The organism is Variovorax jilinensis (assembly GCF_030316885.1).
Lineage (GTDB): Bacteria > Pseudomonadota > Gammaproteobacteria > Burkholderiales > Burkholderiaceae_C > Variovorax > Variovorax jilinensis.
This window is the reverse complement of record NZ_JASZYQ010000001.1, coordinates 922469-944179: the sequence shown is the minus strand read 5'-3', so window position 1 is coordinate 944179 and position 21711 is coordinate 922469. Positions and strand designations below refer to the sequence as shown.

General features: G+C 68.6%; 21 protein-coding genes and 1 tRNA gene. 15 read left to right on the top strand and 7 right to left on the bottom strand.

The features are described 5' to 3' along the window. Nucleotides 1-122 precede the first annotated feature (122 nt). The gene (gene murB / locus QTH87_RS04565; protein ID WP_286607255.1) at nt 123-1175 is read right to left on the bottom strand and encodes a UDP-N-acetylmuramate dehydrogenase; all 1053 of its coding nucleotides are present in this window, start codon (nt 1173-1175) and stop codon (nt 123-125) included. Between the two features lie 74 nt (nt 1176-1249). Between murB and QTH87_RS04560 the strand changes: the two genes are divergently transcribed. After that, complete coding sequence (locus QTH87_RS04560; RefSeq protein WP_286607253.1) at nt 1250-1735, top strand: YajQ family cyclic di-GMP-binding protein; 486 nt, start codon at nt 1250-1252, stop codon at nt 1733-1735. Between the two features lie 10 nt (nt 1736-1745). Next, entirely contained in the window at nt 1746-2384 is a 639-nt protein-coding gene (locus QTH87_RS04555; RefSeq protein ID WP_286607252.1) for a retropepsin-like aspartic protease family protein, read from the top strand. A 1-nt stretch (nt 2385) separates the two neighbouring features. Here the strand turns inward: QTH87_RS04555 and QTH87_RS04550 are convergent, their stop codons facing one another. From QTH87_RS04550 to QTH87_RS04535, 4 genes are all read right to left on the bottom strand, one after another. Next, nucleotides 2386-2739 carry a RidA family protein gene (locus QTH87_RS04550; RefSeq protein ID WP_286607250.1) on the bottom strand — a complete coding sequence of 118 codons (354 nt, stop codon included), beginning with the start codon at nt 2737-2739 and terminating at the stop codon, nt 2386-2388. Nucleotides 2740-2757: 18 nt separating this feature from the next. Further along, nucleotides 2758-3399 carry a glycerol-3-phosphate 1-O-acyltransferase PlsY gene (plsY, locus tag QTH87_RS04545; protein WP_286607248.1) on the bottom strand — a complete coding sequence of 214 codons (642 nt, stop codon included), beginning with the start codon at nt 3397-3399 and terminating at the stop codon, nt 2758-2760. Nucleotides 3400-3465: 66 nt separating this feature from the next. Further along, nucleotides 3466-3957 (bottom strand): aminoacyl-tRNA deacylase, encoded by a 492-nt coding sequence (locus tag QTH87_RS04540; RefSeq protein WP_286607246.1) that lies wholly within the window; start codon nt 3955-3957, stop codon nt 3466-3468. Nucleotides 3958-4024: 67 nt separating this feature from the next. Beyond that, on the bottom strand, nt 4025-5086 hold the full coding sequence (locus QTH87_RS04535) for an aldo/keto reductase (RefSeq protein WP_286607245.1): 1062 nt from the start codon (nt 5084-5086) through the stop codon (nt 4025-4027). Nucleotides 5087-5165: 79 nt separating this feature from the next. On the opposite strand from QTH87_RS04535, the gene QTH87_RS04530 reads away from it, so the two are divergent. The 6 genes from QTH87_RS04530 (at nt 5166) to QTH87_RS04505 (ending at nt 11762) form a co-directional block, all read left to right on the top strand. Further along, nucleotides 5166-6092, top strand: coding sequence for an alpha/beta fold hydrolase (locus QTH87_RS04530; RefSeq protein ID WP_286607244.1), 927 nt, complete (start codon nt 5166-5168; stop codon nt 6090-6092). An 84-nt stretch (nt 6093-6176) separates the two neighbouring features. Next, a protein-coding gene (gene prfB, locus QTH87_RS04525) for a peptide chain release factor 2 (protein ID WP_286607243.1) occupies nt 6177-7281 on the top strand; the annotation gives its coding sequence in 2 pieces (ribosomal slippage) (nt 6177-6257 and nt 6259-7281; 1104 coding nt in all). Further along, a complete protein-coding gene (locus tag QTH87_RS04520; protein WP_286607242.1) occupies nt 7281-7967 on the top strand; it encodes an HAD family hydrolase in 687 nt (228 codons plus the stop codon). Before prfB ends, QTH87_RS04520 begins: the two co-directional genes overlap by 1 nt. Then, a complete protein-coding gene (gene pepN, locus QTH87_RS04515; protein WP_286607240.1) occupies nt 7954-10644 on the top strand; it encodes an aminopeptidase N in 2691 nt (896 codons plus the stop codon). Before QTH87_RS04520 ends, pepN begins: the two co-directional genes overlap by 14 nt. A gap of 20 nt (nt 10645-10664) precedes the next feature. Further along, a complete protein-coding gene (locus QTH87_RS04510; RefSeq protein WP_286607238.1) occupies nt 10665-11675 on the top strand; it encodes a class 1 fructose-bisphosphatase in 1011 nt (336 codons plus the stop codon). Nucleotides 11676-11686: 11 nt separating this feature from the next. Beyond that, nucleotides 11687-11762: transfer RNA gene (locus QTH87_RS04505), tRNA-Thr, on the top strand. 107 nt (nt 11763-11869) lie between these two features. Here the strand turns inward: QTH87_RS04505 and QTH87_RS04500 are convergent. Beyond that, entirely contained in the window at nt 11870-13444 is a 1575-nt protein-coding gene (locus QTH87_RS04500) for a cation:proton antiporter (RefSeq protein ID WP_286607236.1), read from the bottom strand. 134 nt (nt 13445-13578) lie between these two features. Here QTH87_RS04500 and QTH87_RS04495 point away from each other — a divergent pair, with 134 nt between their 5' ends. After that, on the top strand, nt 13579-14985 hold the full coding sequence (locus QTH87_RS04495; RefSeq protein WP_286607234.1) for a DUF1254 domain-containing protein: 1407 nt from the start codon (nt 13579-13581) through the stop codon (nt 14983-14985). Between the two features lie 42 nt (nt 14986-15027). Here QTH87_RS04495 and QTH87_RS04490 read toward each other — a convergent pair whose 3' ends face one another. After that, a complete protein-coding gene (locus QTH87_RS04490) occupies nt 15028-15948 on the bottom strand; it encodes a LysR family transcriptional regulator (protein ID WP_286607232.1) in 921 nt (306 codons plus the stop codon). 100 nt (nt 15949-16048) lie between these two features. On the opposite strand from QTH87_RS04490, the gene QTH87_RS04485 reads away from it, so the two are divergent. From QTH87_RS04485 to QTH87_RS04460, 6 genes are all read left to right on the top strand, one after another. Then, nucleotides 16049-16636, top strand: a complete 588-nt coding sequence (locus tag QTH87_RS04485; RefSeq protein ID WP_286607230.1) for a VOC family protein — start codon at nt 16049-16051, stop codon at nt 16634-16636. After that, nucleotides 16633-17754: an alpha/beta hydrolase family protein gene (locus tag QTH87_RS04480; protein WP_286607228.1), complete on the top strand. Its 1122-nt coding sequence runs from the start codon at nt 16633-16635 to the stop codon at nt 17752-17754. Before QTH87_RS04485 ends, QTH87_RS04480 begins: the two co-directional genes overlap by 4 nt. A 74-nt stretch (nt 17755-17828) precedes the next feature. Further along, a complete protein-coding gene (locus tag QTH87_RS04475) occupies nt 17829-19496 on the top strand; it encodes an FAD-dependent monooxygenase (RefSeq protein ID WP_286607226.1) in 1668 nt (555 codons plus the stop codon). Further along, nucleotides 19493-19717, top strand: a complete 225-nt coding sequence (locus QTH87_RS04470; RefSeq protein ID WP_286607224.1) for a DUF2783 domain-containing protein — start codon at nt 19493-19495, stop codon at nt 19715-19717. The genes QTH87_RS04475 and QTH87_RS04470 overlap by 4 nt, the downstream gene beginning before the upstream one ends. Further along, the gene (locus QTH87_RS04465) at nt 19714-20679 is read left to right on the top strand and encodes an MBL fold metallo-hydrolase (RefSeq protein ID WP_286607223.1); all 966 of its coding nucleotides are present in this window, start codon (nt 19714-19716) and stop codon (nt 20677-20679) included. Before QTH87_RS04470 ends, QTH87_RS04465 begins: the two co-directional genes overlap by 4 nt. Nucleotides 20680-20733: 54 nt before the next feature. Next, a complete protein-coding gene (locus QTH87_RS04460) occupies nt 20734-21711 on the top strand; it encodes a Bug family tripartite tricarboxylate transporter substrate binding protein (RefSeq protein ID WP_286607222.1) in 978 nt (325 codons plus the stop codon).

Genomic DNA, 21711 nt, shown 5'->3' with positions numbered 1-21711 from the left:
TCGCCCCCGGGTTCCCCAGCACTTCGTGTCCGGGCGCCCACCCCCGCCGGGGCAACACCAGCGGCCCGGCAAAGCCGGTTCCGCGGTGTTTCACGAACAGGCCTGGCTGCGCCGGCCGCGATTCACACCACGACCGGCTCGGGCTCCAGCCGGATGCCGAATCGTTCGTAGACGCTGGTCTGGATCGCCTTGGCCAGTGTCATGACCTCGCCGCCAGTCACCGGGTTGGTGCTGCCGCCGCGGTTGACCAGCACCAGTGCCTGGCGCTCGTACACGCCAGCATTGCCGACCGACTTGCCCTTCCAGCCGCAGGCATCGATGAGCCAGCCGGCTGCGAGCTTGATGCTGCCGTCGGCCATCGGGTAGTGAACGATCTTGGGATCGCGCGCGATGATGTCGGCGCACTGCTCGGGTGTCACGGTCGGGTTCTTGAAGAAGCTGCCCGCATTGCCCAGCACGCGCCAGTCGGGCAGCTTGGCGCGGCGGATGGCGCAGATCCAGTCGAAGATCTCGGTCGCCGTGGGCTGGAAGTTGCCGGTCTCGTCCATCTTGCGCTCGAGGTCGAGGTAGCCGAGCACCGGCTTCCATGGCTTGGGCAGGCGAAAGCGCACGCGCGTGATCAGCGCCCGGCCCGCCAGCCCGAAATCGTTGTCGCCACTGGCCGCATGCTTGAACACCGAATCGCGGTAGCCGAACGCGCATTCGGCCGCGTCGAGCGTGAAGGCGCGGCCGCTGCGCAGATCGATGGCGTCGAGCGAATCGAAGCGGTCTTGCAGCTCGACCCCGTAGGCACCGATGTTCTGCACCGGCGAGCCGCCCACCGTGCCCGGGATCAGCGCGAGGTTCTCGAGGCCGGGGAAGCCCTGCGCGAGCGTCCAGCGCACCGTATCGTGCCAGACCTCGCCGGCGCCGGCCTCGACGATCCAGGCCCGCGGCGTCTCCTCGACCAGGCGCAGGCCCTTGATCTCGACCTTGAGCACGAGCGGCTTGACGTCGCCGGTCAGGACGATATTGCTGCCGCCGCCGAGCACGAACTTGGGTGCATCGCGCCAGCGGGCGTCGGCCAGCAGCGCCGCCACGTCGGCCTCGCCGGCGATGCGCGCCAGATGCTGCGCGCGCGCGACGATGCCGAAGCTGTTGTGCTGCTGCAGGGCGACGTTGGACTCCACGATCATGGGAGAATTGTCGCATTCGCACGCCGCGCAACACGGTGCGCTGCACATTCCTTTTCGTTTCCGGAGCCTCCTACATGCCGTCCTTCGACACCGTCTGTGAACCCAACCTGCCCGAGGTCAAGAACGCGGTCGAGAACACCGCCAAGGAGATCGGCACGCGCTTCGACTTCAAGGGCACGGCGGCGGCGGTCGAGCTCAAGGACAAGGAAATCACCATGATCGGCGACGCCGAGTTCCAGCTCGTGCAGGTCGAGGAAATCCTGCGCAACAAGCTGACCAAGCGCAGCGTCGACGTCCGCTTCCTCGACAAGGGCGACGTCCAGAAGATCGGCGGCGACAAGGTCAAGCAGGTGGTCAAGGTCCGCAGCGGCATCGAGACCGAGACCTCGAAGAAGATCCAGCGCCTGATCAAGGACAGCAAGCTCAAGGTGCAGGCCGCGATCCAGGGCGACGCGGTGCGCGTCACGGGCGCCAAGCGCGACGACCTCCAGGCCGCGATGGCGCTGATCAAGAAGGACGTCCCGGACCTGCCACTCACCTTCAACAACTTCCGCGATTGATCGCCTTCCCATGAAGGCATTCCTCGCGCTGCTGCTGGCCGCCGCCTGCGGCCTCGTCCACGCCCAGTCGGTCACGCTGACCGGCACCATCGGCAGCCGCGCGATCCTGATCGTGAACTCCGGCGCGCCCAAGACGCTGGCGGTCGGCGAGACCTTCCAGGGCGTCAGGCTGGTGTCGCTGCAAGGCGAGACGGCGACCGTCGAGGCCGCCGGCAAGCGCGCGGTGCTTCGCATGGACACGCCGGTGAGCATCGGCGGCGGCGGCGCCTCGGGCGCAGGCGGCACGCGCATCGTGCTGCCGGTGTCGAGCGGCGGCCATTTCATGGCGCAGGGCGCGATCAACGGGCGCGCGGTGTCCTTCATGCTCGACACCGGTGCCACCACGGTCGCGATGTCGGCCGCCGATGCGCAGCGCATCGGGCTCGACTTCAGCAAGGGCCAGCCGGTGCGCATGAACACCGCCAACGGCGTGGCGCAGGGCTATCGCGTGCGACTCGATTCGGTGCGGGTGGGCGACGTCGAGGTCTACGACGTCGAGGCCATCGTCTCGCAGCAGCCGATGCCCTTCATCCTGCTCGGCAACAGCTTCATCAGCCGCTTCTCGATGCGCCGCGACGCCGACCAGATGGTGCTGGAAAAACGGTTCTGACTCAGGCCGCGGCCGCAGTCACCACGATCTCGATCTTGTAGCCCTGCTTGGCCATCGCGGCCTGCACGGTGGCACGCGGCGGCGTGTTTCCGGCCGGGATCCAGGCGTCCCAGACGTCGTTCATGGCCGTGATGTCCGTGATGTCGGACAGGAATATCTGCGTCATGAGGATGCGCGACTTGTCGCTGCCGGCCTCTTCCAGCAGGCGCTCGACCATGCCGAGCACCTGCGCGGTCTGGCCCCGGATGTCCTGCGACAGGTCGTCCGGCACCTGGCCGGCCAGGTAGACGGTGCCGTTGTGGATCGCGATCTCGCTGAGCCGCGGTCCGACGTGAAAGCGCTGGATATCTGCCATGTCGTTGTCCCCTGTGAATCAATTGCCGGGTTTGGCCTTGGCGCCGAGCCGCGACTCGGTCCCGGTCGCGAGCCGACGGATGTTCTCGCGGTGGCGCCAGACCAGCAGCAGGCTGATCGAGACCAGCGCCAGCAGCACCCAGAGGTCGAGCGGCCAGGCGATCTGGCCGCCGATCAGGTAGTAGGCCGGCGCGAAGAAGGCGGCCACGATCGAGGCGAGCGACGAGTAGCGGAAGAACACCGCGATGATCAGCCAGGTGAGCGCAGTCGCAAGCCCGAGCAGCGGGCCGATGCCGAACAGCGCGCCGGCCGCGGTCGCCACGCCCTTGCCCCCCTGGAAGCCGAAGAACACCGGATACAGGTGGCCCAGGAAGGCGGCCAGGCCGCACACCGCCGCGACACCGGCGTCCATGCCCCAGGCAGCGCCGAACTGCTGCACCAGGAACACCGGCAGCCAGCCCTTGAGCGCATCGAGCAGCAGCGTCGCGAGCGCGGCGCCCTTGTTGCCCGAGCGCAGCACGTTGGTGGCGCCCGGATTCTTGCTGCCGTAGCTGCGGGGATCGGCCATGCCGAGGGACTTGCTGACGATGACCGCGAAGGACAGCGAACCCAGCAGATAGGACAGCAAGACCGCGATCAGCGGGGGAATGAAGGAACTCACGGGCAAGGCTCTGGTTGTCGATGGCGCCGGGCGACCCGGCGGCGAGGCCCGAAACGGGGCAACCGGCTATTCTGCCAGCGCGCACTGCACCGGACGGGCGTCGAGCAGGCTCAGGCACAGCCGCGGATCGATCCCCACCAGGTAGCCGCGCCGCCCGCCGTTGATCGCGATGCGCGGCAGCTCGAGGATGGTCGACTCGATGTAGACCGGCATCGCCCGCCGCGTGCCGAAGGGCGAGGTGCCGCCGACCAGGTAGCCGCTGTGCCGGTTCGCGACCTCGGGCTTGCACGGCTCGACCGACTTGGCACCGATCTGGCGCGCGAGGTTCTTGGTCGATACCGTGCGATTGCCGTGCATCAGCACGATCAGCGGCTTGGCGTCCTGGTCCTGCATGACGAGCGTCTTGACCACCGTGAAGGGGTCGAGGCCGAGCACCTCGGCGCTGTGCTGGGCGCCGCCGTGCTCGAGGTACTCGTAGGGATGCTCGGTGAAGGCGACACCGCGCGCCCGCAGCAGCTGGGTGGCGGGAGTTTCCGAGACGTGGGGTTTCTTGGCCACGGGTCTTCAGTCAGTTGAGGACAGAGCAAAAACCGCTACGCGGTTTCTTGGTCTGTCCCGCAAGGTCTCAAGATGCCGGGTCGCGCAGTTCCCAGCGGATCTTGTCGATCTCGGCCAGCACTTCGGCCGACAGCGTGGTGCCCCAGGCGTCGAGGTCCTGGTCGAGCTGCGCCACCGAGGTCACGCCGATGATGGTGCTTGCCACCTGCCACTTGGTGTAGCAGAAGGCCAGCGCCATCTGCGCCGGCGTCAGGCCGTGCTCGATGGCCAGCGCGTTGTAGCGGCGCGCGGCCTTGAGGGCATCGGGCCGGCCCCAGCGCTGCTTGCGCACCGATTCGTAGCTCGAGATGCGCGCACCCTTGGGCGCATCGGGGCCCTCGGTGCCGCTCTGGTCGTACTTGCCGGTCAGAAGGCCGAAGGCCAGCGGCGAGTAGGCCAGCAGCGACACGTCGAGCCGGTGCATGGTCTCGTCGAGGCCGTTCTCCAGCGCGCGGCTGACCAGGCAATAGACGTTCTGCACGCTCGCGACGCGCGGCAGACCGTGCTGCTCGGCCAGGCGGACGAACTCGTGCACGCCGTAGGGTGTCTCGTTCGAGAGCCCGATGGCGCGCACCTTGCCGGCCGCGACCAGCTTGCCGAGCGCTTCGAGCTGCTCGTGGATCGGCGTCGCCGAGGTCTCCTTCTGCGGGTCGTAGTAGAGCTGTCCGAAGGCCGGCACGTGGCGCTCGGGCCAATGGATCTGGTAGAGGTCGATGGCGTCGGTCTTCAGGCGCCTGAGGCTGGCCTCGCACGAGGCCGTGATGTCCGCCGCCGTCATGCCGCTGCCCTCGCGCACCCAGGGCATGCCACGCGACGGGCCCGCCACCTTGGTCGCGAGCACGAGCTTGCCCCGAGCGCCCGGATTCTTGTCGAACCAGTTGCCGATGATGGTCTCTGTGGCGCCGAAGGTTTCGCGGCGCGCGGGCACGGCATACATCTCGGCCGTATCGATGAAATCGACGCCGCGTTCGAGCGAGCGGTCGAGGATGGCGTGGGCGGTGGCCTCGTCGACCTGCTCGCCGAAGGTCATGGTGCCGAGGCAGATCGGGGTGACGTGCAGGTCGCTGCGACCGAGTTGGATCTTTTTCATGCGCGGGATGCTAGCGCGCTTTGCGGACTGTCGTGCGGCGGACTGCGGCCGCCGGCGCCGCTCCTTATCATCGGCGTCCATGTACCAAGTCCTTCGTCCCTCGCGCAGCGAATTCGTGCCCGTGCGCAATCTCAGCTACCACGTGCGCCTGTGGGGCGATCCGTCCGATCCGCGGCCCGCGCTGGTGCTGCTGCACGGATGGATGGACGTCGGCGCATCGTGGCAATTCGTGGTGGATGCGCTGGCCGACGACCGCTTCGTCCTCGCGCCCGACTGGCGCGGCTTCGGCCTCACCGATGGCGGCGGCGTCGACAACTACTGGCTGGCCGACTACATGGCGGACCTCGAATGGCTGCTCGATCACTACACGGGCGCCGGCGATGCCGCGCGTCCGGTCGACCTGGTCGGCCACAGCATGGGCGGCAACGTCGTGATGCACTACGCGGGCGTGCGGCCGCAGCGCATCCGCCGGCTCATCAACCTCGAAGGCTTCGGCATGCCCTTTCGCAAGCCCGACGAGGCGCCCGCGCGCTACGGCCAGTGGATCGACGAGCTCAAGAGCCTGCACCGCGGCGAGAAGGCGCTGGCGGCCTATCCCGGCGTCGAGGGCGTGGCGCGCCGGCTCATGAAGACCAACCCGCGCCTGACGGCCGACAAGGCGAACTGGCTCGCGGGCCACTGGGCCGCCAGCGACGCGCAACCCGACGGCAGCGCGCGCTGGCACATCCTCGGCGACCCGGCGCACAAGATCGTCAACGCCCACATCTTCCGCGTCGACGAGACGCTCGCGCTCTATGCCCGCATCACGGCGCCGACGCTGATGGTCGAGGCCTCGGACGACAGCCTCTCGGGCTGGTGGAAGCACCGCTACACGCTGGAGGAATTCCACGAGCGGCTGCGGTCGGTGCCCTCGGTGCGCATCGAGGCATTGCCCGATTCCGGCCACATGCTGCACCACGACCAGCCGCTGCGCGTGGCACGGCTGATCGAGGAATTCACCACCTGACGCACGGCTGAAAGCGCGCGCCCGGGCGCACCCTGCATCCCGTGAGAAAATGCGAGGTTTCCCCGAACACCGTCAGGACACCCCATGGATGCAGAGCAAATCAACCAAATCGGCGCAACCCTCGCGGACCTGAGCGCCCGCACGGTCGATTTACGGAGGTATCTTTGACTACGATGCCAAAGCCGAACGCCTGAGGACGGTCAACGCCTCGCTCGAAGACCCCAACGTCTGGAACGACCCCAAGAAGGCGCAGGAACTGGGCCGCGAGAAGAAGTCGCTCGACGACGTCGTGGTCACGCTCGACCGCCTCACCAGCGGCCTCTCGGACAACACCGAACTGTTCGAGATGTCGAAGGAAGACGGCGACATGGACGGCCTGCAGGCCATCGCCGATGACGCCGCCCTGCTCGAGGCCGACATCAAGCAGCTCGAGTTCCGCCGGATGTTCAACAACCCGGCCGACCCGCTGAACGCCTTCGTCGACATCCAGGCCGGCGCCGGCGGCACCGAGGCCTGCGACTGGGCGAGCATGCTGCTGCGCCAGTACCTCAAGTACGCCGAGCGCAAGGGCTTCAAGACCCAGATCGAGGACGAGACGCCGGGCGACACCGCGGGCATCAAGGGCGCGACCATCAAGGTCGAGGGCGACTACGCCTTCGGCCTGCTGCGCACCGAGACCGGCGTGCACCGCCTGGTGCGCAAGTCGCCCTTTGACTCCTCAGGCGGGCGCCACACGAGCTTCGCGAGCATCTTCGTCTACCCCGAGATCGACGACTCGATCGAGATCGACATCAATCCGGCCGACGTGCGCACCGACACCTTCCGCGCCAGCGGCGCCGGCGGCCAGCACATCAACAAGACCGACTCGGCGGTGCGGCTCACGCACATCCCGACCGGCATCGTGGTGCAGTGCCAGGACGGCCGCAGCCAGCACAGCAACCGCGACGTCGCCTGGAAGCGGCTGCGCTCGCGCCTGTACGACCACGAGATGCGCAAGCGCCAGGAAGAGCAGCAGAAGCTCGAGGACAGCAAGACCGACGTCGGCTGGGGCCACCAGATCCGCAGCTACGTGCTGGACAACAGCCGCATCAAGGACCTGCGCACCAACGTCGAGGTCTCGGCCACGCAGAAGGTGCTCGACGGCGACCTCGACGTCTTCATCGAAGCCTCGCTGAAACAGGGCGTCTGATGCAGGCCTCGACACGGCGGGTGGAAGCCCTGATCTTCGACATGGACGGCACGATGGTCGACTCCATGCCCTGGCACGCCAAGGCATGGATCGAATACGGCGTGCGCCACGGCGTCGAGATCGACGTGCCGAGGTTCATGCGCCAGACCACCGGCCGCACCGCCTTCGAATGCGCCTGCGAACTGATGGGCCGCGAAGTGACCGAGGCCGAGAGCGCCGAGATCACGCATCGCAAGGAATCGATCTACCGCGAGCTCTTCGGCGCCCGGTTCCGAGAGGTGTCCGGCTTCACGCCCTTCTACCGCGCCGCGGTGGCACGCGGCCTCAAGGTCGCGGTCGGCACCGCGGGAGACCGGCACAACATCGCCTTCACCATGGCCAACCTGCGGCCCGACCCGGCGCCGCTGGCCATCGTGGGCGGCGACGAGGGCCTGCCCGGCAAGCCGCAGCCGGCGATCTTCCTCGAGGCGGCACGCCGCATCGGCGTGGCGCCCTCGCGCTGCATCGTGTTCGAGGACGCGCCCTTCGGCATCGAAGCCGCGCGCCGCGGCGGCATGCTGGCGGTCGCGATCTGCACCACTCATTCGGCCTCCGAACTCGCGGGGCCGCACGTGATCGCGGCCGTGCGTGACTACGACGATCTGAACAACTCAAACTTCCTGGAGACACTCGATGCTGTTTCGTGATGCCCAAGGCCAACCGATCGCGATCCGTCGCGAGGACTACAGCGCGCCGGCCTACTGGATCGACACGGTCGAGCTCACCTTCGACCTCGATCCCGCCAAGACCCGCGTGCTCAACCGCATGCGGCTGCGCCGCAATCCCGACGTCGCACCCGAGCCGCTGCGCCTGGACGGCGACGAGCTCAATCTCGCGCGCGTGCTGGTCGACGGCCAGGGCGCCTCGTTCCGCATGGATGTCGACCAGCTGGTGATCGACAATCTGCCCGACACCTTCGAGCTCGAGATCTTCACGACCTGCTGCCCGGCCAAGAACACCAAGCTGATGGGCCTGTTCGTCAGCGAAGACACCTTCTTCACGCAGTGCGAGGCCGAGGGCTTCCGCCGCATCACCTACTTCCTCGACCGCCCCGACGTGATGGCGAACTACACCGTGACGCTGCGTGCCGCCAAGGCCGCCTATCCGGTGCTGCTGTCGAACGGCAACCTGGTCGAGTCGGGCGACCTGCCCGAGGGCCGCCATTTCGCGAAATGGGTCGATCCCTTCCGCAAGCCCAGCTACCTGTTCGCGCTGGTCGCCGGCAAGCTGGTGGCGCGCGAGCAGCGCATCAAGGCGCGCAACGGCCGCGAGCACCTGCTGCAGGTGTACGTGCGCGCGGGCGACCTCGACAAGACCGAGCACGCGATGAACTCGCTGATCAACTCGGTGCTGTGGGACGAGGCCCGCTTCGGCCTGCCGCTCGACCTCGACCGCTTCATGATCGTCGCCACCAGCGACTTCAACATGGGCGCGATGGAGAACAAGGGCCTCAACATCTTCAACACCAAGTACGTGCTGGCCAACCAGGCCACCGCCACCGATGCCGACTACGGCAACATCGAGAGCGTGGTCGGCCACGAGTACTTCCACAACTGGAGCGGCGACCGCGTCACCTGCCGCGACTGGTTCCAGCTCTCGCTCAAGGAAGGCCTCACGGTGTTCCGCGACCAGGAGTTCAGCCAGGACCTGTGCGCCGAGGCCTCGGCGCGCGCAGTCAAGCGCATCGAGGACGTGCGCGTTCTGCGCACCGCCCAGTTCCCCGAGGATGCGGGCCCGATGGCGCATCCCGTGCGCCCCGACAGCTACATCGAGATCAGCAACTTCTACACCGTCACCATCTACGAGAAGGGTGCCGAGGTGGTGCGCATGATGCAGACGCTGGTCGGCCGCAAGGGCTTCGAGCGCGGCATCACGCTGTACTTCGAGCGCCACGACGGCCAGGCCGTGACCTGCGACGACTTCGCGCAGGCGATCGCCGACGCCAACCCCGGCACCGAGCTCGCGCGCCTGCTGCCGCAGTTCAAGCGCTGGTATGCCCAGGCCGGCACGCCGCGCCTGGCCGCCCACGGCGTCTACGACGCGGCCTCGCGCAGCTACACGCTGAGCTTCGTGCAGAGCTGCCCGCCGACCCCGGGCCAGCCGGTCAAGGACCCGTTCGTGATCCCGGTCAACCTCGGGCTCCTGAGCGCCGACGGCCGCGAGCTGCCGGTACAGCTCGAAGGCGAGGCTGAGGCCACCTCGGGCACGCGCACGCTGGTGCTCACGCGCGCCGGCGAGCAGTTCACCTTCGTCGGCCTCGATGCCGAGCCCGTGCCCTCGATCCTGCGCGGCTTCAGCGCGCCGGTGATCCTCGACTACCAGTACACCGACGCCCAGCTGCTCACGCTGCTCGCGAACGATCCCGATCCGTTCAACCGCTGGGAAGCGGGCCAGCGCCTGGCGCTGCGTGCCGCGCTGCGCGCGATCGCCGAGCCGGCCGCGGCCGGAGAGCAACCGCTCGGCGCAGCCTTCATCGACGCGATGCGCAGCGTGCTGGGCCACCCGCAGCTCGATGCGGCCTTCAAGGAACTGGTGCTCACGCTGCCCTCGGAGACCTACATCGCCGAACAGCTCGAGACGGTCGATCCGCAGCGCGTGCACGTGGTGCGCGAAGCCATGCGCGCCCAGCTCGCGACCGCCCTCTTCACCGAATGGGAGCAGGCCTACGAGCAGAACCGGGACACCGGCGCCTACGTGCCCGATCCGGTCTCGTCGGGGCGCCGCGCGCTCGCGGGCATCGCCCTCACCCACCTGTGCCTGGCGGCTCGCGCCTCGGGCGACAGCGTGTGGCCGGGCAAGACGCTGCAGCGCTTCAAGGACGCCGGCAACATGACCGACCGCTTCAACGCGCTGAGCGCGCTGGTGTCCTCGGGCCATGCGCTCGCGGCGCAGGCGCTCGCACGCTTCCACCAGATCTTCAAGGACGAGGCGCTGGTCATCGACAAGTGGTTCTCGCTGCAGGCCGGCTCGCCCGACCGCGGCGGCGACATCCTGCCGCTGGTCAAGCAGCTCATGAAGCACCCCGACTTCTCGATCAAGAACCCGAACCGCGCGCGCAGCGTGATCTTCAGCTACTGCAGCGGCAACCCGGGCGCCCTGCACCGCGCCGACGCAGCCGGCTACGTGTTCTGGAGCGACCGCGTGATCGAGCTCGACGCCATCAACCCGCAAGTCGCCGCTCGACTCGCACGGGCACTCGACCGCTGGAGCAAGCTGGCCGAGCCCTATCGCAGCGCGGCCCGCGAGGCGATCGCACGCGTCGCGGCGCGCCCGGACCTCAGCAAGGACACGCTCGAAGTCGTGACCCGCGCGCTGTCCATCTAAGCATCCAAGGACCCCTCTACATGGCCCAATCCAAGATATCCCTCACCCGCTACCTGGTCGAGCAGCAACGCGCCGACGGCCTCATCCCCGGCCAGCTGCGCCTGCTGCTCGAAGTGGTGGCCCGCGCCTGCAAGAGCATCAGCCAGGCGGTCAACAAGGGCGCGCTCGGCGGCGTGCTCGGCAGCGCCGAGAGCGAGAACGTGCAGGGCGAGGTGCAGAAGAAACTCGACATCATCGCCAACGAGGTGCTGATCGAGGCCAACGAATGGGGCGGCCACCTCGCGGCCATGGCCAGCGAGGAGATGGACAGCATCTACGTGGTGCCCAACCGCTATCCGCAGGGCGAATACCTGCTGCTTTTCGATCCGCTGGACGGCTCGAGCAACATCGACGTCAACGTCAGCATCGGCACCATCTTCAGCGTGCTCAAGAAGCCCGACGACACGCCCGGCGTGCAGGAGGCCGACTTCCTGCAGGCCGGCAACAGGCAGGTCGCGGCCGGCTACTGCATCTACGGCCCGCAGACCACGCTGGTGCTGACCGTGGGCAGCGGCGTGGCGATGTTCACGCTCGACCGCGAACAGGGCTCGTTCATGCTCACGCAGGAAGACATCCAGATCCCGGCCGACACCCGGGAGTTCGCGATCAACATGAGCAACATGCGTCACTGGGACCAGCCGGTGAAGCGCTACATCGACGAATGCCTGCAGGGCAAGGAAGGCCCGCGCGGCAAGGACTTCAACATGCGCTGGATCGCCAGCATGGTGGCCGACGTGCACCGCATCCTGATGCGCGGCGGCGTGTTCATGTACCCCTGGGACAAGCGCGAGCCCGAGAAGGCCGGCAAGCTGCGCCTGATGTACGAGGCCAACCCGATGAGCTGGCTGGTCGAGCAGGCCGGCGGCGCCTCCACCAACGGGCGCCAGCGCATCATGGACCTCGAGCCGTCCAAGCTGCACGAGCGCGTCGCGGTGTTGCTCGGATCCAGGAACGAAGTCGAGCGCCTGACGGGCTACCACGATAAGGTATAATCGAAGGCTAAGCCGGTGTAGCTCAGTCGGTAGAGCAGCTCATTCGTAATGAGAAGGTCGGGTGTTCGATTCATCTCTCCGGCACCAATGTCAGCAAGAAGAAGCCCGCCATCCAAAAGATGGCGGGCTTCTTTGTCTTCTGCCGGCCCGCAAGGCGGCGATTCACCGCCGCGCCGCCGCCCTCGCCTCGTCCGTCAAGGCGACCGGCCGCCGCCCGCGCTCAGTTCCGCCCAGTCGAGCTCCTGGATCAGCACCCAGTAGGCGTCGTCGCCGATGATGTCGTCGCGCCGCATCTCGAAGGCGCGCTCGCGGGCGACCGCGATCGCCCGCCGCCGCAACGGCCCGCCGGGCACCTCGTGCAGCGGCGCATCGCGCGGCGCGCTGGCGTTGAGGTCGATGACGGCGCCGTACTGCTTGCGCAGCAGCTTGCCCTCGTGCGTGTCGTCGTCCTTGATCGCCTCCAGCAAGGCGGCGTAGGCATGCGTGCGACCGAGCCGGATCTCGCTCGCCACCGGGTCGTCGTCGCTAAGGTCCAGGCGGCGAATCAGCGGCTTGAGCGTCAGGCCCTGCAACACCAGCGTGCCCAGCACCACCGCGAAGGCGCACAGCAGAATCAGGTCCCGGTAGGGAAAGGGCGAGCCGTCGGGCAGCATCTCGGGAATGGCGAAGGCGGCCGCCAACGTCACGATGCCGCGCATGCCGGACCATGACAGCAGGATGCCGTTGGCGATCCGGGGCCGCGCCGGACCGGTGCCGTCGGCCGGCCCGCGGCGCGCCATCCGCCACCGCATCAGGGTGTTGTGGCCCATGACCCAGACGAAGCGCGCCGCGATGGTGACGAGCAGAACGACCAGCGCGGTGACGAAGGCCGTGTCGCGGCCGCCGTCGATGGTCAGGCGCTCCCAGATCGGCCGCAGCTGCATGCCGATCAGCACGAAGGCGAAGGCGTTCAGCACGAAGACGGCGGTCTCCCAGACCGCGAAGATCGGCACCCGCATGTGGGCCGGCATGAGCTTGCCGCTGCGCCGCGCGAGCGTCATGCCGTAGGCGACCAGCGTCAGGATGCCGGACAGGCCGACCGCCTCGGCCGCGATCCAGACGCCGAAGGTGAACACGAACTGCATGATCAGCGCGGTCGGCACGTCGCGCACGCCGATCGCGAGCGGCCGCGCCACGCGGGCCAGCCCCACGCCCACCGCGAGGCTGCCGAACACGGTCAGGAGGAACACCGGCGCGAAGCTCGCGAAGCCCAGGTGGCCGGCCAGCACGGTCATGATCGCGAGCCTGTAGACCAGCAGTGCGCTCGCATCGTTGAGCAGGCTCTCGCCTTCGATGATCTTGAGCAGCCGGTGCGGCAGCTTGAGCTGGCGCATGACCGCGGTCGCTGCCGCAGCGTCCGGCGGCGCGACGATGGCGCCGAGCGCGATCGCGATCGCCCACGGCATGTCGGGCACCAGCCAGCGGACCGCGACCGCGACCGCCAGCACGGTGGTGCCGACCGCGGCCAGCACCAGCCCGGCGATCGGCCGCCAGTTGGCGCGCAGGTCGCGCAGCGAGGTGTCATAGGCGGCCCGCCCGAGCACCGGCGCGACGAACAGCGTGAGCGCCAGGTGCGGATCGAGCGTCCAGCGGGGGCTCGACGGCACGAAGGCCAGCAGCACCCCACCCAGGGCCAGGAAGGTCGGATACGGCGCCCCCACGCGGCGCGCGAGTTCGGCCAGCAGCGCTGCGCCCAGCAGCAGCGCGATGATCCATTCGAAGGTGCTCATGGTCGAAACCGGTCCGTGAAGCGGTGACCGGCGAAGCTTAGTAGGATTTGGCAGCCCGCCAGCGTCCGACGGCGATGCGCCGCGGCCGGTCGCCCCATGTCGCAGCATGCCCGTTCGTCCACCCTGGAGACCTCATGAAGATGCATCTGTCCTTCGTCCGGCGAGCCGCGCCTGTGGTCGCGCTGTCGATCCTCGCGGCGACGGCCTCGGCCCAGCCGCCCGGCGCCGCCGAGGCGCGCGCGATCGCCAAGAAGGCCTACGTGTACGGCTTTCCGATGGTGGACAGCTACCGGATCCAGTACGCCTACAACGTCGACCGGAGCGGACCCGAGTTCAAGGCCCCCTGGAACGAGATCGCCAGCACCGCGCGCGTGTTCACGCCGGCGGACACCACCATCCAGACGCCCAACTCCGACACGCCCTATTCGTTCATCGGCATGGACCTGCGCGCCGAGCCGATCGTGCTGACCATCCCGCCGATCGAGAAGGGGCGCTATTTCTCGGTCCAGCTCATCGACGCCTACACCTTCAACTTCGCCTACCTGGGCAGCCGCGCCACCGGCAACGGCGGTGGCACCTACATGGTCGCCGGTCCGGGCTGGAAGGGCGGCAAGCCGGCCGGAATCGACGCCGTCATCCGCAGCGAGACGCAGCTCATCAACGCGATCTACCGCACGCAGCTGTTCGGGCCGGACGATCTGGAGAAGGTCAAGAAGATCCAGGCCGGCTACAAGGCGCAGCCGCTGTCGGCCTTCCTCGGCAAGCCGGCGCCCGCCGCCGCGCCGGCGCTCGCCTTCCCGAAACCGCTGGGCGCGCAGGACGAGCGCAGCTCACCCGAGCTCTTCTCGACGCTCAACTTCATCCTGGGCCTTTCGCCGGTCAACCCGTCCGAGAAGGCACTGATGGCGCGCTTCGCCAAGCTCGGCATCGGCCCGGGACAGCGCTTCGACTTCGCGGCGCTGTCGCCGGAGCTCAAGCAAGCGGTCCGGGACGGCATCGCCGACGCCTGGAAGTCCAACGAAGCGACGAAGCAACGGCTCGATACGCATCAGATCAGCAGCGGCGACCTCTTCGGCACGCGCGCCTTCCTGAAGAACAACTACCAGTACCGCATGACCGCCGCCGTGGCGGGCATCTACGGCAACTCGAAGGACGAGGCGATCTACCCCGTCCTGGCCCTCGATTCCAAGGGCCGGCGGCTGGACGGCTCGCACGCCTACACGCTGCGCTTCGCGCCCGGACAGCTGCCGCCGGTCCATGCATTCTGGTCGGTCACGATGTATCGCATGCCAGAAAGCCTGCTCGTGGCCAACCCGATCCACCGCTACCTCGTCAACTCGCCGATGCTTCCGCAGCTGAAGAAGGACGCCGACGGCGGTGTCACGCTCCATCTGCAGAACGCATCGCCCGGGGCCGAGAGGGAATCGAACTGGCTGCCGGCCCCATCGGGCCCCTTCGTGGCCGCCATGCGCCTGTATTGGCCGAAGCAGGAAGCCTTGAACGGCAAGTGGAAGGCGCCACAGCTGCAGCGCGTGGATTGATGGACTGAATGCGCCACCTGCCTGCAGGGGCGCGCTCCGCATTCATCGATCCATGGAGGTGCGGCCGCCCTCGCGCCTGGCAAAGCCCTCCAGCATCTCCACGAAGCTCGCCGCCGCCGGCGAGAGCGATCGGTCGGCGGCGCTGTAGACGCAGACCTCGCGGTGGAAATCCGGCGCGTCCAGGCGCACCATGCGCAAGCCGTGGGCACGCACCAGTGACGCCGAGTACGAGGGGCAGACGGTCAGGCCGAGGCCGTTGGCGACCATGCCGAGCGCGGTCGTCATGTACGACACCTCCAGGGTTTCGCTGCGCTGCATCCAGGCGCGCACCTCGGCCGGGAGCTCGGGCATCACGCGCTGGCGGAAGTCGCGCGTGGGGGCGATGAAGGTGTAGGGTGCGAGTTCGCTCCAGCGCACCTTGCGGCGGTTCGCGAAGCGGTGATCCGCCGGGCAGATCAGCCAGTGGCGGTCGCGAAACAGGATGCGCCTGTCGATCGTGGCATCGACCTCGACATCCTGGCCGACCGCAAGCTCTGCCTCGCCGGTCGCCAGGCCGGCCAGCAGGTGCTCGGGCAGCGTGTCGATGAGGTTGACCGCAACGCCGGGGTAGCGCTCGCGCCATGCCGCGATGACGCGCGGCATCAGCGTGCAGGCCATCAGCTGCGGCGCCGCAAGCCGCAGCAGGCCCGTCTTCTTGTCGCGCAGGTCGCCGAGGTCGGCGACGGCGCTAGCCAGGTCGGCCAGCAGGCGCTGGATCAGCGGCTGGAAGGTGCGCCCCGCGTCCGAGAGCAGCACGCGCCGCGTATGGCGATCGAACAGCTGCACGCCGGTCTCGCGCTCGAGTTCCCGCACCAGCACGCTGAGCGCCGACTGCGTCAGGTGGAGCGCCTTGGCCGCAGCGGTGAAGCTGCCGGTCTCGGCGACGGCGTCGAAGGCCCGGAGCTGCCGCAATGTGAGATTCATATGAATGGCTCATCAATCGATGAAATTTTTTCGATTGAATCATACGAGCATGCAGCGTCCAATCGCCTCGTCCCACCCGAAGACGCAGAGACATCCATTCATGACGCCAGCTTCCCCGATCGCGCCAGCAACAGCACCCGTCCCGGTGCGCGGCCTGCACCACTTCGCCTGGCGCTGCCGCGACAGCGAGGAGACCCGCCGTTTCTACGAAGACCTGCTCGGCCTGCCGCTGGTGCACGTGATCAAGAGCGACCACGTGCCGAGCACCGGCGAGTACTGCCCCTACGTCCACATCTTCTTCCAGATGCGCGACGGCTCGTACATCGCCTTCTTCGATCTCGGCGACGACATCGCGGCCCTGCCCTCTCCCAACACGCCGTCGTGGGTCAACCACATCGCGCTGCGGGTCGACTCGCATGCCGACCTACTCGCGGCCAAGGCACGCCTGCAGGCGGCCGGCGTCGAGGTGCTCGGGCTGACCGACCACCACATCATCGAGTCGATCTATTTCTTCGACCCCAATGGCATCCGGGTCGAACTGACCACGCCCACGGTGCCTCAGGCCGAGATGGACGCCCACGCGCTGCATGCGCGCGCAGACCTCGACGCCTGGACCGTGCGCAAGGCGCAGCTGCAGCGCGATGCGGCCCGAACGGCCGAGGCCGCCCGCACCGGGGATACCGCATGAGCGATCTGCAACTCGCGGTCATCGACGTCAAGCCCGGCGCCACGCTCGAGAGCCAGTCGGGGCTGCAGATGCTGCGCCCGCGCATCTACGGCGCCTGGCGCGCGCCCGCAGGCCCGAAGCGGGTCGCGGCCATCGTGATGCACCCGACCAGCAACTTCATGGGCCACTACCTGATCGACCCGCTGGCCGAGCGGGGCATCTGCTGCATGGGCCTCAACTCGCGCTACATGGGCAACGACACGGTGCTGCTGATGGAACGCGCGATCCAGGACCTGGGCGCGGGCGTCAAGTTCCTGCGTGCGGCCGGCTACGAGCGCGTGCTGCTGATCGGCAACTCGGGCGGGGCCGCGCTCGCGAGCTTCTACCAGTCGCAGGCCGAGCGCCTCACGGCCCATCATTTCGCCGACGGCGAGCCGACCCACCTGCATCCGGACGACCTGCCGCGCGTGGACGGCATCGCACTGTGCGCCGCGCACCAGGGGCGCTCGAAGCTGATGCGCGACTGGATCGATCCCTCGGTCACCGACGAGCACGACCCGCTGGCGGTCGATCCCGCGCTCGACATGTACGACCTGCGGCACGCGCGCCCCTACGACGCCGACTTCCTGGCACGCTTCGGCGCCGCCCAGAAGGCCCGGCTGGACCGCATCGAGGGCTGGGCGCTCGACCGGCTGCGCCTGCTGCGCGCCACGCCGGGCGCGCCCCGCGACCAGGCCTTCATCGTCTACCGCACGCACGCCGATCCGCGCTGCGTCGACCTCACGATCGATCGCAACGACCGCGCGCCCGGCAGCGTCTGGGGCGATGCGCGCCAGGTCAACTACTCGGCCAACGCGATGGGTCGTACCACCTCGCTGACCGCCTTCCTGTCGCAGTGGTCGTCGCTGTCGCAGGCCGACGGACCCTCGAACCTCGCGCGTTGCACCGTGCCGCAACTGCTGCTGACCTACACCGGCGACCAGTCGACCTTCCCGAGCACCCGCGATGCATGGCTCGCGGCCGGCGGCCCGCGCATCCGCAATGTCGACATCGTGGGCGGTAACCACTACCTGGCGGGCCAGCCGCAACTGGTACAGCAGGCGGCGGACGCCATCGCCGAATGGGCACACGCCCTCTGAAGAGCCGGCCGCAGACACGACGGCGGCGCCCACCACGCGGCGCATCGCGACAAGAACGAGAGACAGCACCAACGATGGAAACCTACACCTTCGCCCCCGCCTACGAACTGCCCCGATGGCCCTTCGAGCCGCCCGCGGAACTGACCGAGGGCGCGCGCACCCGTCATCCGATCGTGATCGTCGGCGCCGGGCCGGCTGGCCTCACGCTGGCCTGCGATCTCGCGAGCCGGGGCGTGCGCTCGGTGCTGATCGATGAAGACGACACGGTCGGCGTCCGCGGCGCATCGTCGCGCGGCATCTGCTATGCGCAGAAGAGCCTCGAGACCTTCGAACGCCTCGGCATCTACGAGCGCATCGCCGCGAAGGGCATCACCTGGTCATTCGGACGCACCTTCTCGGGCGAGCGGGAGGTCTACCAGTTCAACCTGCAGACCGACAGCGTCTCGAAGCAGCCGCCCTTCATCAACCTGCAGCAGTTCTACGTCGAGTGGTTCCTGGTCGACCGCATCCTCGAACTGGGCCTGACCGATGTGCGCTGGAAGAGCCGGGCGACCCGCATCGAGGCGCTGGCCGACGGCGTGCGCCTGGAGATCGAGACGCCGGCCGGCAGCTACTCCCTGGAAGCCGATCACCTCATCGACGCCACCGGTGCCAACAGCCCGTTGCGCGCACAGCTCGGCGTGCCCGCGCATGCCTCGCGCAGCACCGACCGCTGGTGCATCAGCGACGTGCGCTTCAAGAAGCCGCTGCCGATCGAGCGCTGGACCTGGGTCGACGCGCCCTTCAACCAGGGCCGCGGCGTCTGGCAGCACCTGATGGCCGACGGGGTCTGGCGCATCGACTACCAGATGCCCGAGGACTGCGACCCGGAGGAGATCAGCCGCCCCGAGGTGGCCGGCGCCCGCCTGCGCGAGCAGCTCGGCCCGGATGTCGAGTTCGAGTTCGTCTGGATCGGGCCCTACGGCTACCGCGACCACCTGCTCGAGCGCTTCCGGCATGGCCGCGTGATCTTCATCGGCGACTCGGCGCACGTCGTCAGCCCCTTCGGCGCGCGCGGCGGCAACAACGGCATCCAGGATGCCGCCAACCTGGCATGGAAGCTGGCGCTGGTGGTGCGCGGCGAGGCGGCCGATGCCCTGCTCGACAGCTACGACGCCGAGCGCCGCCCCGCGGCGGTCGAGAACCTCGAGGTCACCAGCCGCTCGGCGCGCTTTCTCGCGCCGCGCTCGCCGGCCGAGCACACGATGCGCCGCGCCGTGGTGGCACTCGCCTCGCGCCATGCCTTTGCGCGCGGCCTCGTGAACACCGGGCGCATGGCGGTCGCCAACGCCTATCCGCCGGCGCCGCACCTGCCCGAGGGTGCGCGCACCGTGCAGAACCTGCTGCTGCGGCCCGGCGACGGGCAAGCCGCAGAAGCGCGCACGCTGATGCAATGGCTGGCCGGCGGCACGCACTTCGTCGGCATCTGGCGGGAGCCCTCGCGTGCCGACGCGGCAGCAGCGGCCGATTCGCTGGCCGGACGGCCGATCCGCCTGCTCGCGGTCGGCGGCGATGCTGCGGACGCCCCATTGCCGAGGCTGCAGGCCGACGACACGCTGCTGCGGCATCTCGGACTCGAAGCGCCGGGCAGCTTCTGCCTGATCCGGCCCGACGCCTACCGCGCCGCGCTGCTGCCCCACGCTACCCCAGCGCGCATCGACCACGCCCTCGCGCGCGCCATCAGCGCCACGGAGACCCCATGAAGACCGAAGCGAACATTCCCGACCCCGACGGCTTCTACAGCGCCTGGCTGTCGGCGCAGGAAGGCCTCGACGACCCGGGCAGCGCCGACTTCAACGCACGGCTGGTGCTGCTGCTGGCCAACCAGTGCGGCAATCAGGCCACGCTGCTGGCCTGCATCGAAGAGGCACGCGCGAGCGGCCTGCCGATCCATTCCGCCCCCTCAGAAGCATCGAACACATGACCACGACTTCCACGACCTCCTTCGCTTCCGCCTCCGACAACCGCGAACAGAAACCCCAGGTCCAGGAGCTGGCCTCGGGCGTCTTCGGCTACATCAGCGACTTCGATCCCAACTGCGGCTTCGTGGTCGGCGACGACCACGTGGTGGTGATCGATACGCGGCCCACGCCACGCATGGCGCGCGACTTCATCGCCGACATCCGCACCGTGACCGACAAGCCGGTCCGCTTCATCGTTCTGACGCACTACCACGCAGTGCGCGTGATGGGCGCCAGCGCCTTCACCGATGCCCAGGCCATCATCGCCAGCAACGGCACGGCGGGCTGGGTGCGCGAGCGCGGCCAGGCCGACTTCGACTCCGAGGTCGGCCGCTTCCCGCGCCTGTTCGCGGGTGTCGAGGAAGTGCCGGGCCTCACGATCCCCACGCTGACCTTCGAGAGCGAGATGAGCCTCTGGCTGGGCCAGCGCGAGCTGCGCCTGATGGGCCTGGGCCGCGGCCACTCGGGCGGCGACACGGTGGCCTGGCTGCCCGACTGCGGCGTGCTGTTCTCGGGCGACGTGGTCGAGAACCACTGCGGCGTCTATGCCGGCGACGCCTACCTGCACGACTGGCGCGGCACGCTCGACGCCACGCTCGCGCTCCGGCCCCGCACGCTGGTGCCGGGCCGCGGCGCGGTGCTGCGCGGCGAGGCCGCCTGCGCCGAGGCGATCGCGCTGACCAAGGACTTCATCACCACCCTGCTCGACAGCGTGAAGGCCGGCGTCGACCGCGGCGAGGGCCTGCGCGCCTGCTTCGAACGCGCCGAAGCGGCGATGACGCCGCGCTTCGGCAGCTGGCCGGTGTTCCAGCACGTGCTGCCCTTCGACGTCTCGCGCGCCTTCGACGAGCTCAGCGGCATCGAGCATCCCGTCGTCTGGACGGCCGAACGCGACCGTGAACTCTGGCAGGTGCTGCGCGGCTGAGCGGCTTCCGGCCATCCCATCAATCCATCCACCAACGACCGAGAGACTGAACCCATGAAGAACCTGATCCGCCTGCTGGCGTCCGGCCTGCTGCTGGCCGCCGCCGCCACCACCGCGCTTGCGCAGGGCGCCTTCCCGAACCAGCCGATCAAGTGGCTGGTGCCCTACTCGGCCGGCGGCGGCACCGACAGCATCGCGCGCCAGCTGGCCGAGGTCATGCAGCAGTCGCTGGGCCAGCCGATCGTGATCGACAACAAGCCCGGCGCCTCCACCAACATCGCGGTCGCGACGCTGATGCAGGCCAAGCCCGACGGCTACACGATCATGCAGGCCGAGAACGCGGCACTGCTCTTCAACGAGCACATGTTCGGCAAGCTGCCGTACAAGCCCGCAAGCGACTTCACCTACATCGGCGCCATCGGCCGGATCCCGCTGGCGCTCGTGGTGCGGCCCGACTTCACGGGCGGGAAGTCGCTCGGCGAGTTCGTGAGCTACGTGAAGGCCAACCCCGACAAGCTCAACTACGCGTCGCCCGGTGTCGGCACGCCGCACCAGATGGCCATGGAGCTGTTCAAGCAGAAGGCCGGCCTCGGCCTGACGCACGTGGCCTACAAGGGCGGCGCACCCGCGATGCAGGACATGATGGGCGGCCAGGTGCAGGTCATGATGCTCGACCTCACGGCCGCGCTGCCCTACCTCAAGGCCGGCAAGCTGCGTGCGCTGGCCATCGCGCTGCCGCAACGCGCCAAGGCGCTGCCCGATGTGCCCACCTTTGCCGAACTCGGCTACCCGCAGGTCAACGCCTTCGCGTTCCACGGCCTGATCGGCCCCGCGGGCATGCCGCCCGAGATCGTCGACCGGCTCAACGCCGAGCTGCGCAAGGCCATGCAGGCGCCGCGCATCCAGCAGGTGTTCGGCGAATGGGGCTTCGAGGCGCTGCCCGGCACACCGAAGGAATTCCGAGACCTCGCGCGCAGCGAGAGCGCGCACTGGGGCGAAGTCATCAAGAGCTCCGGCGTCAGGCTCGACTAA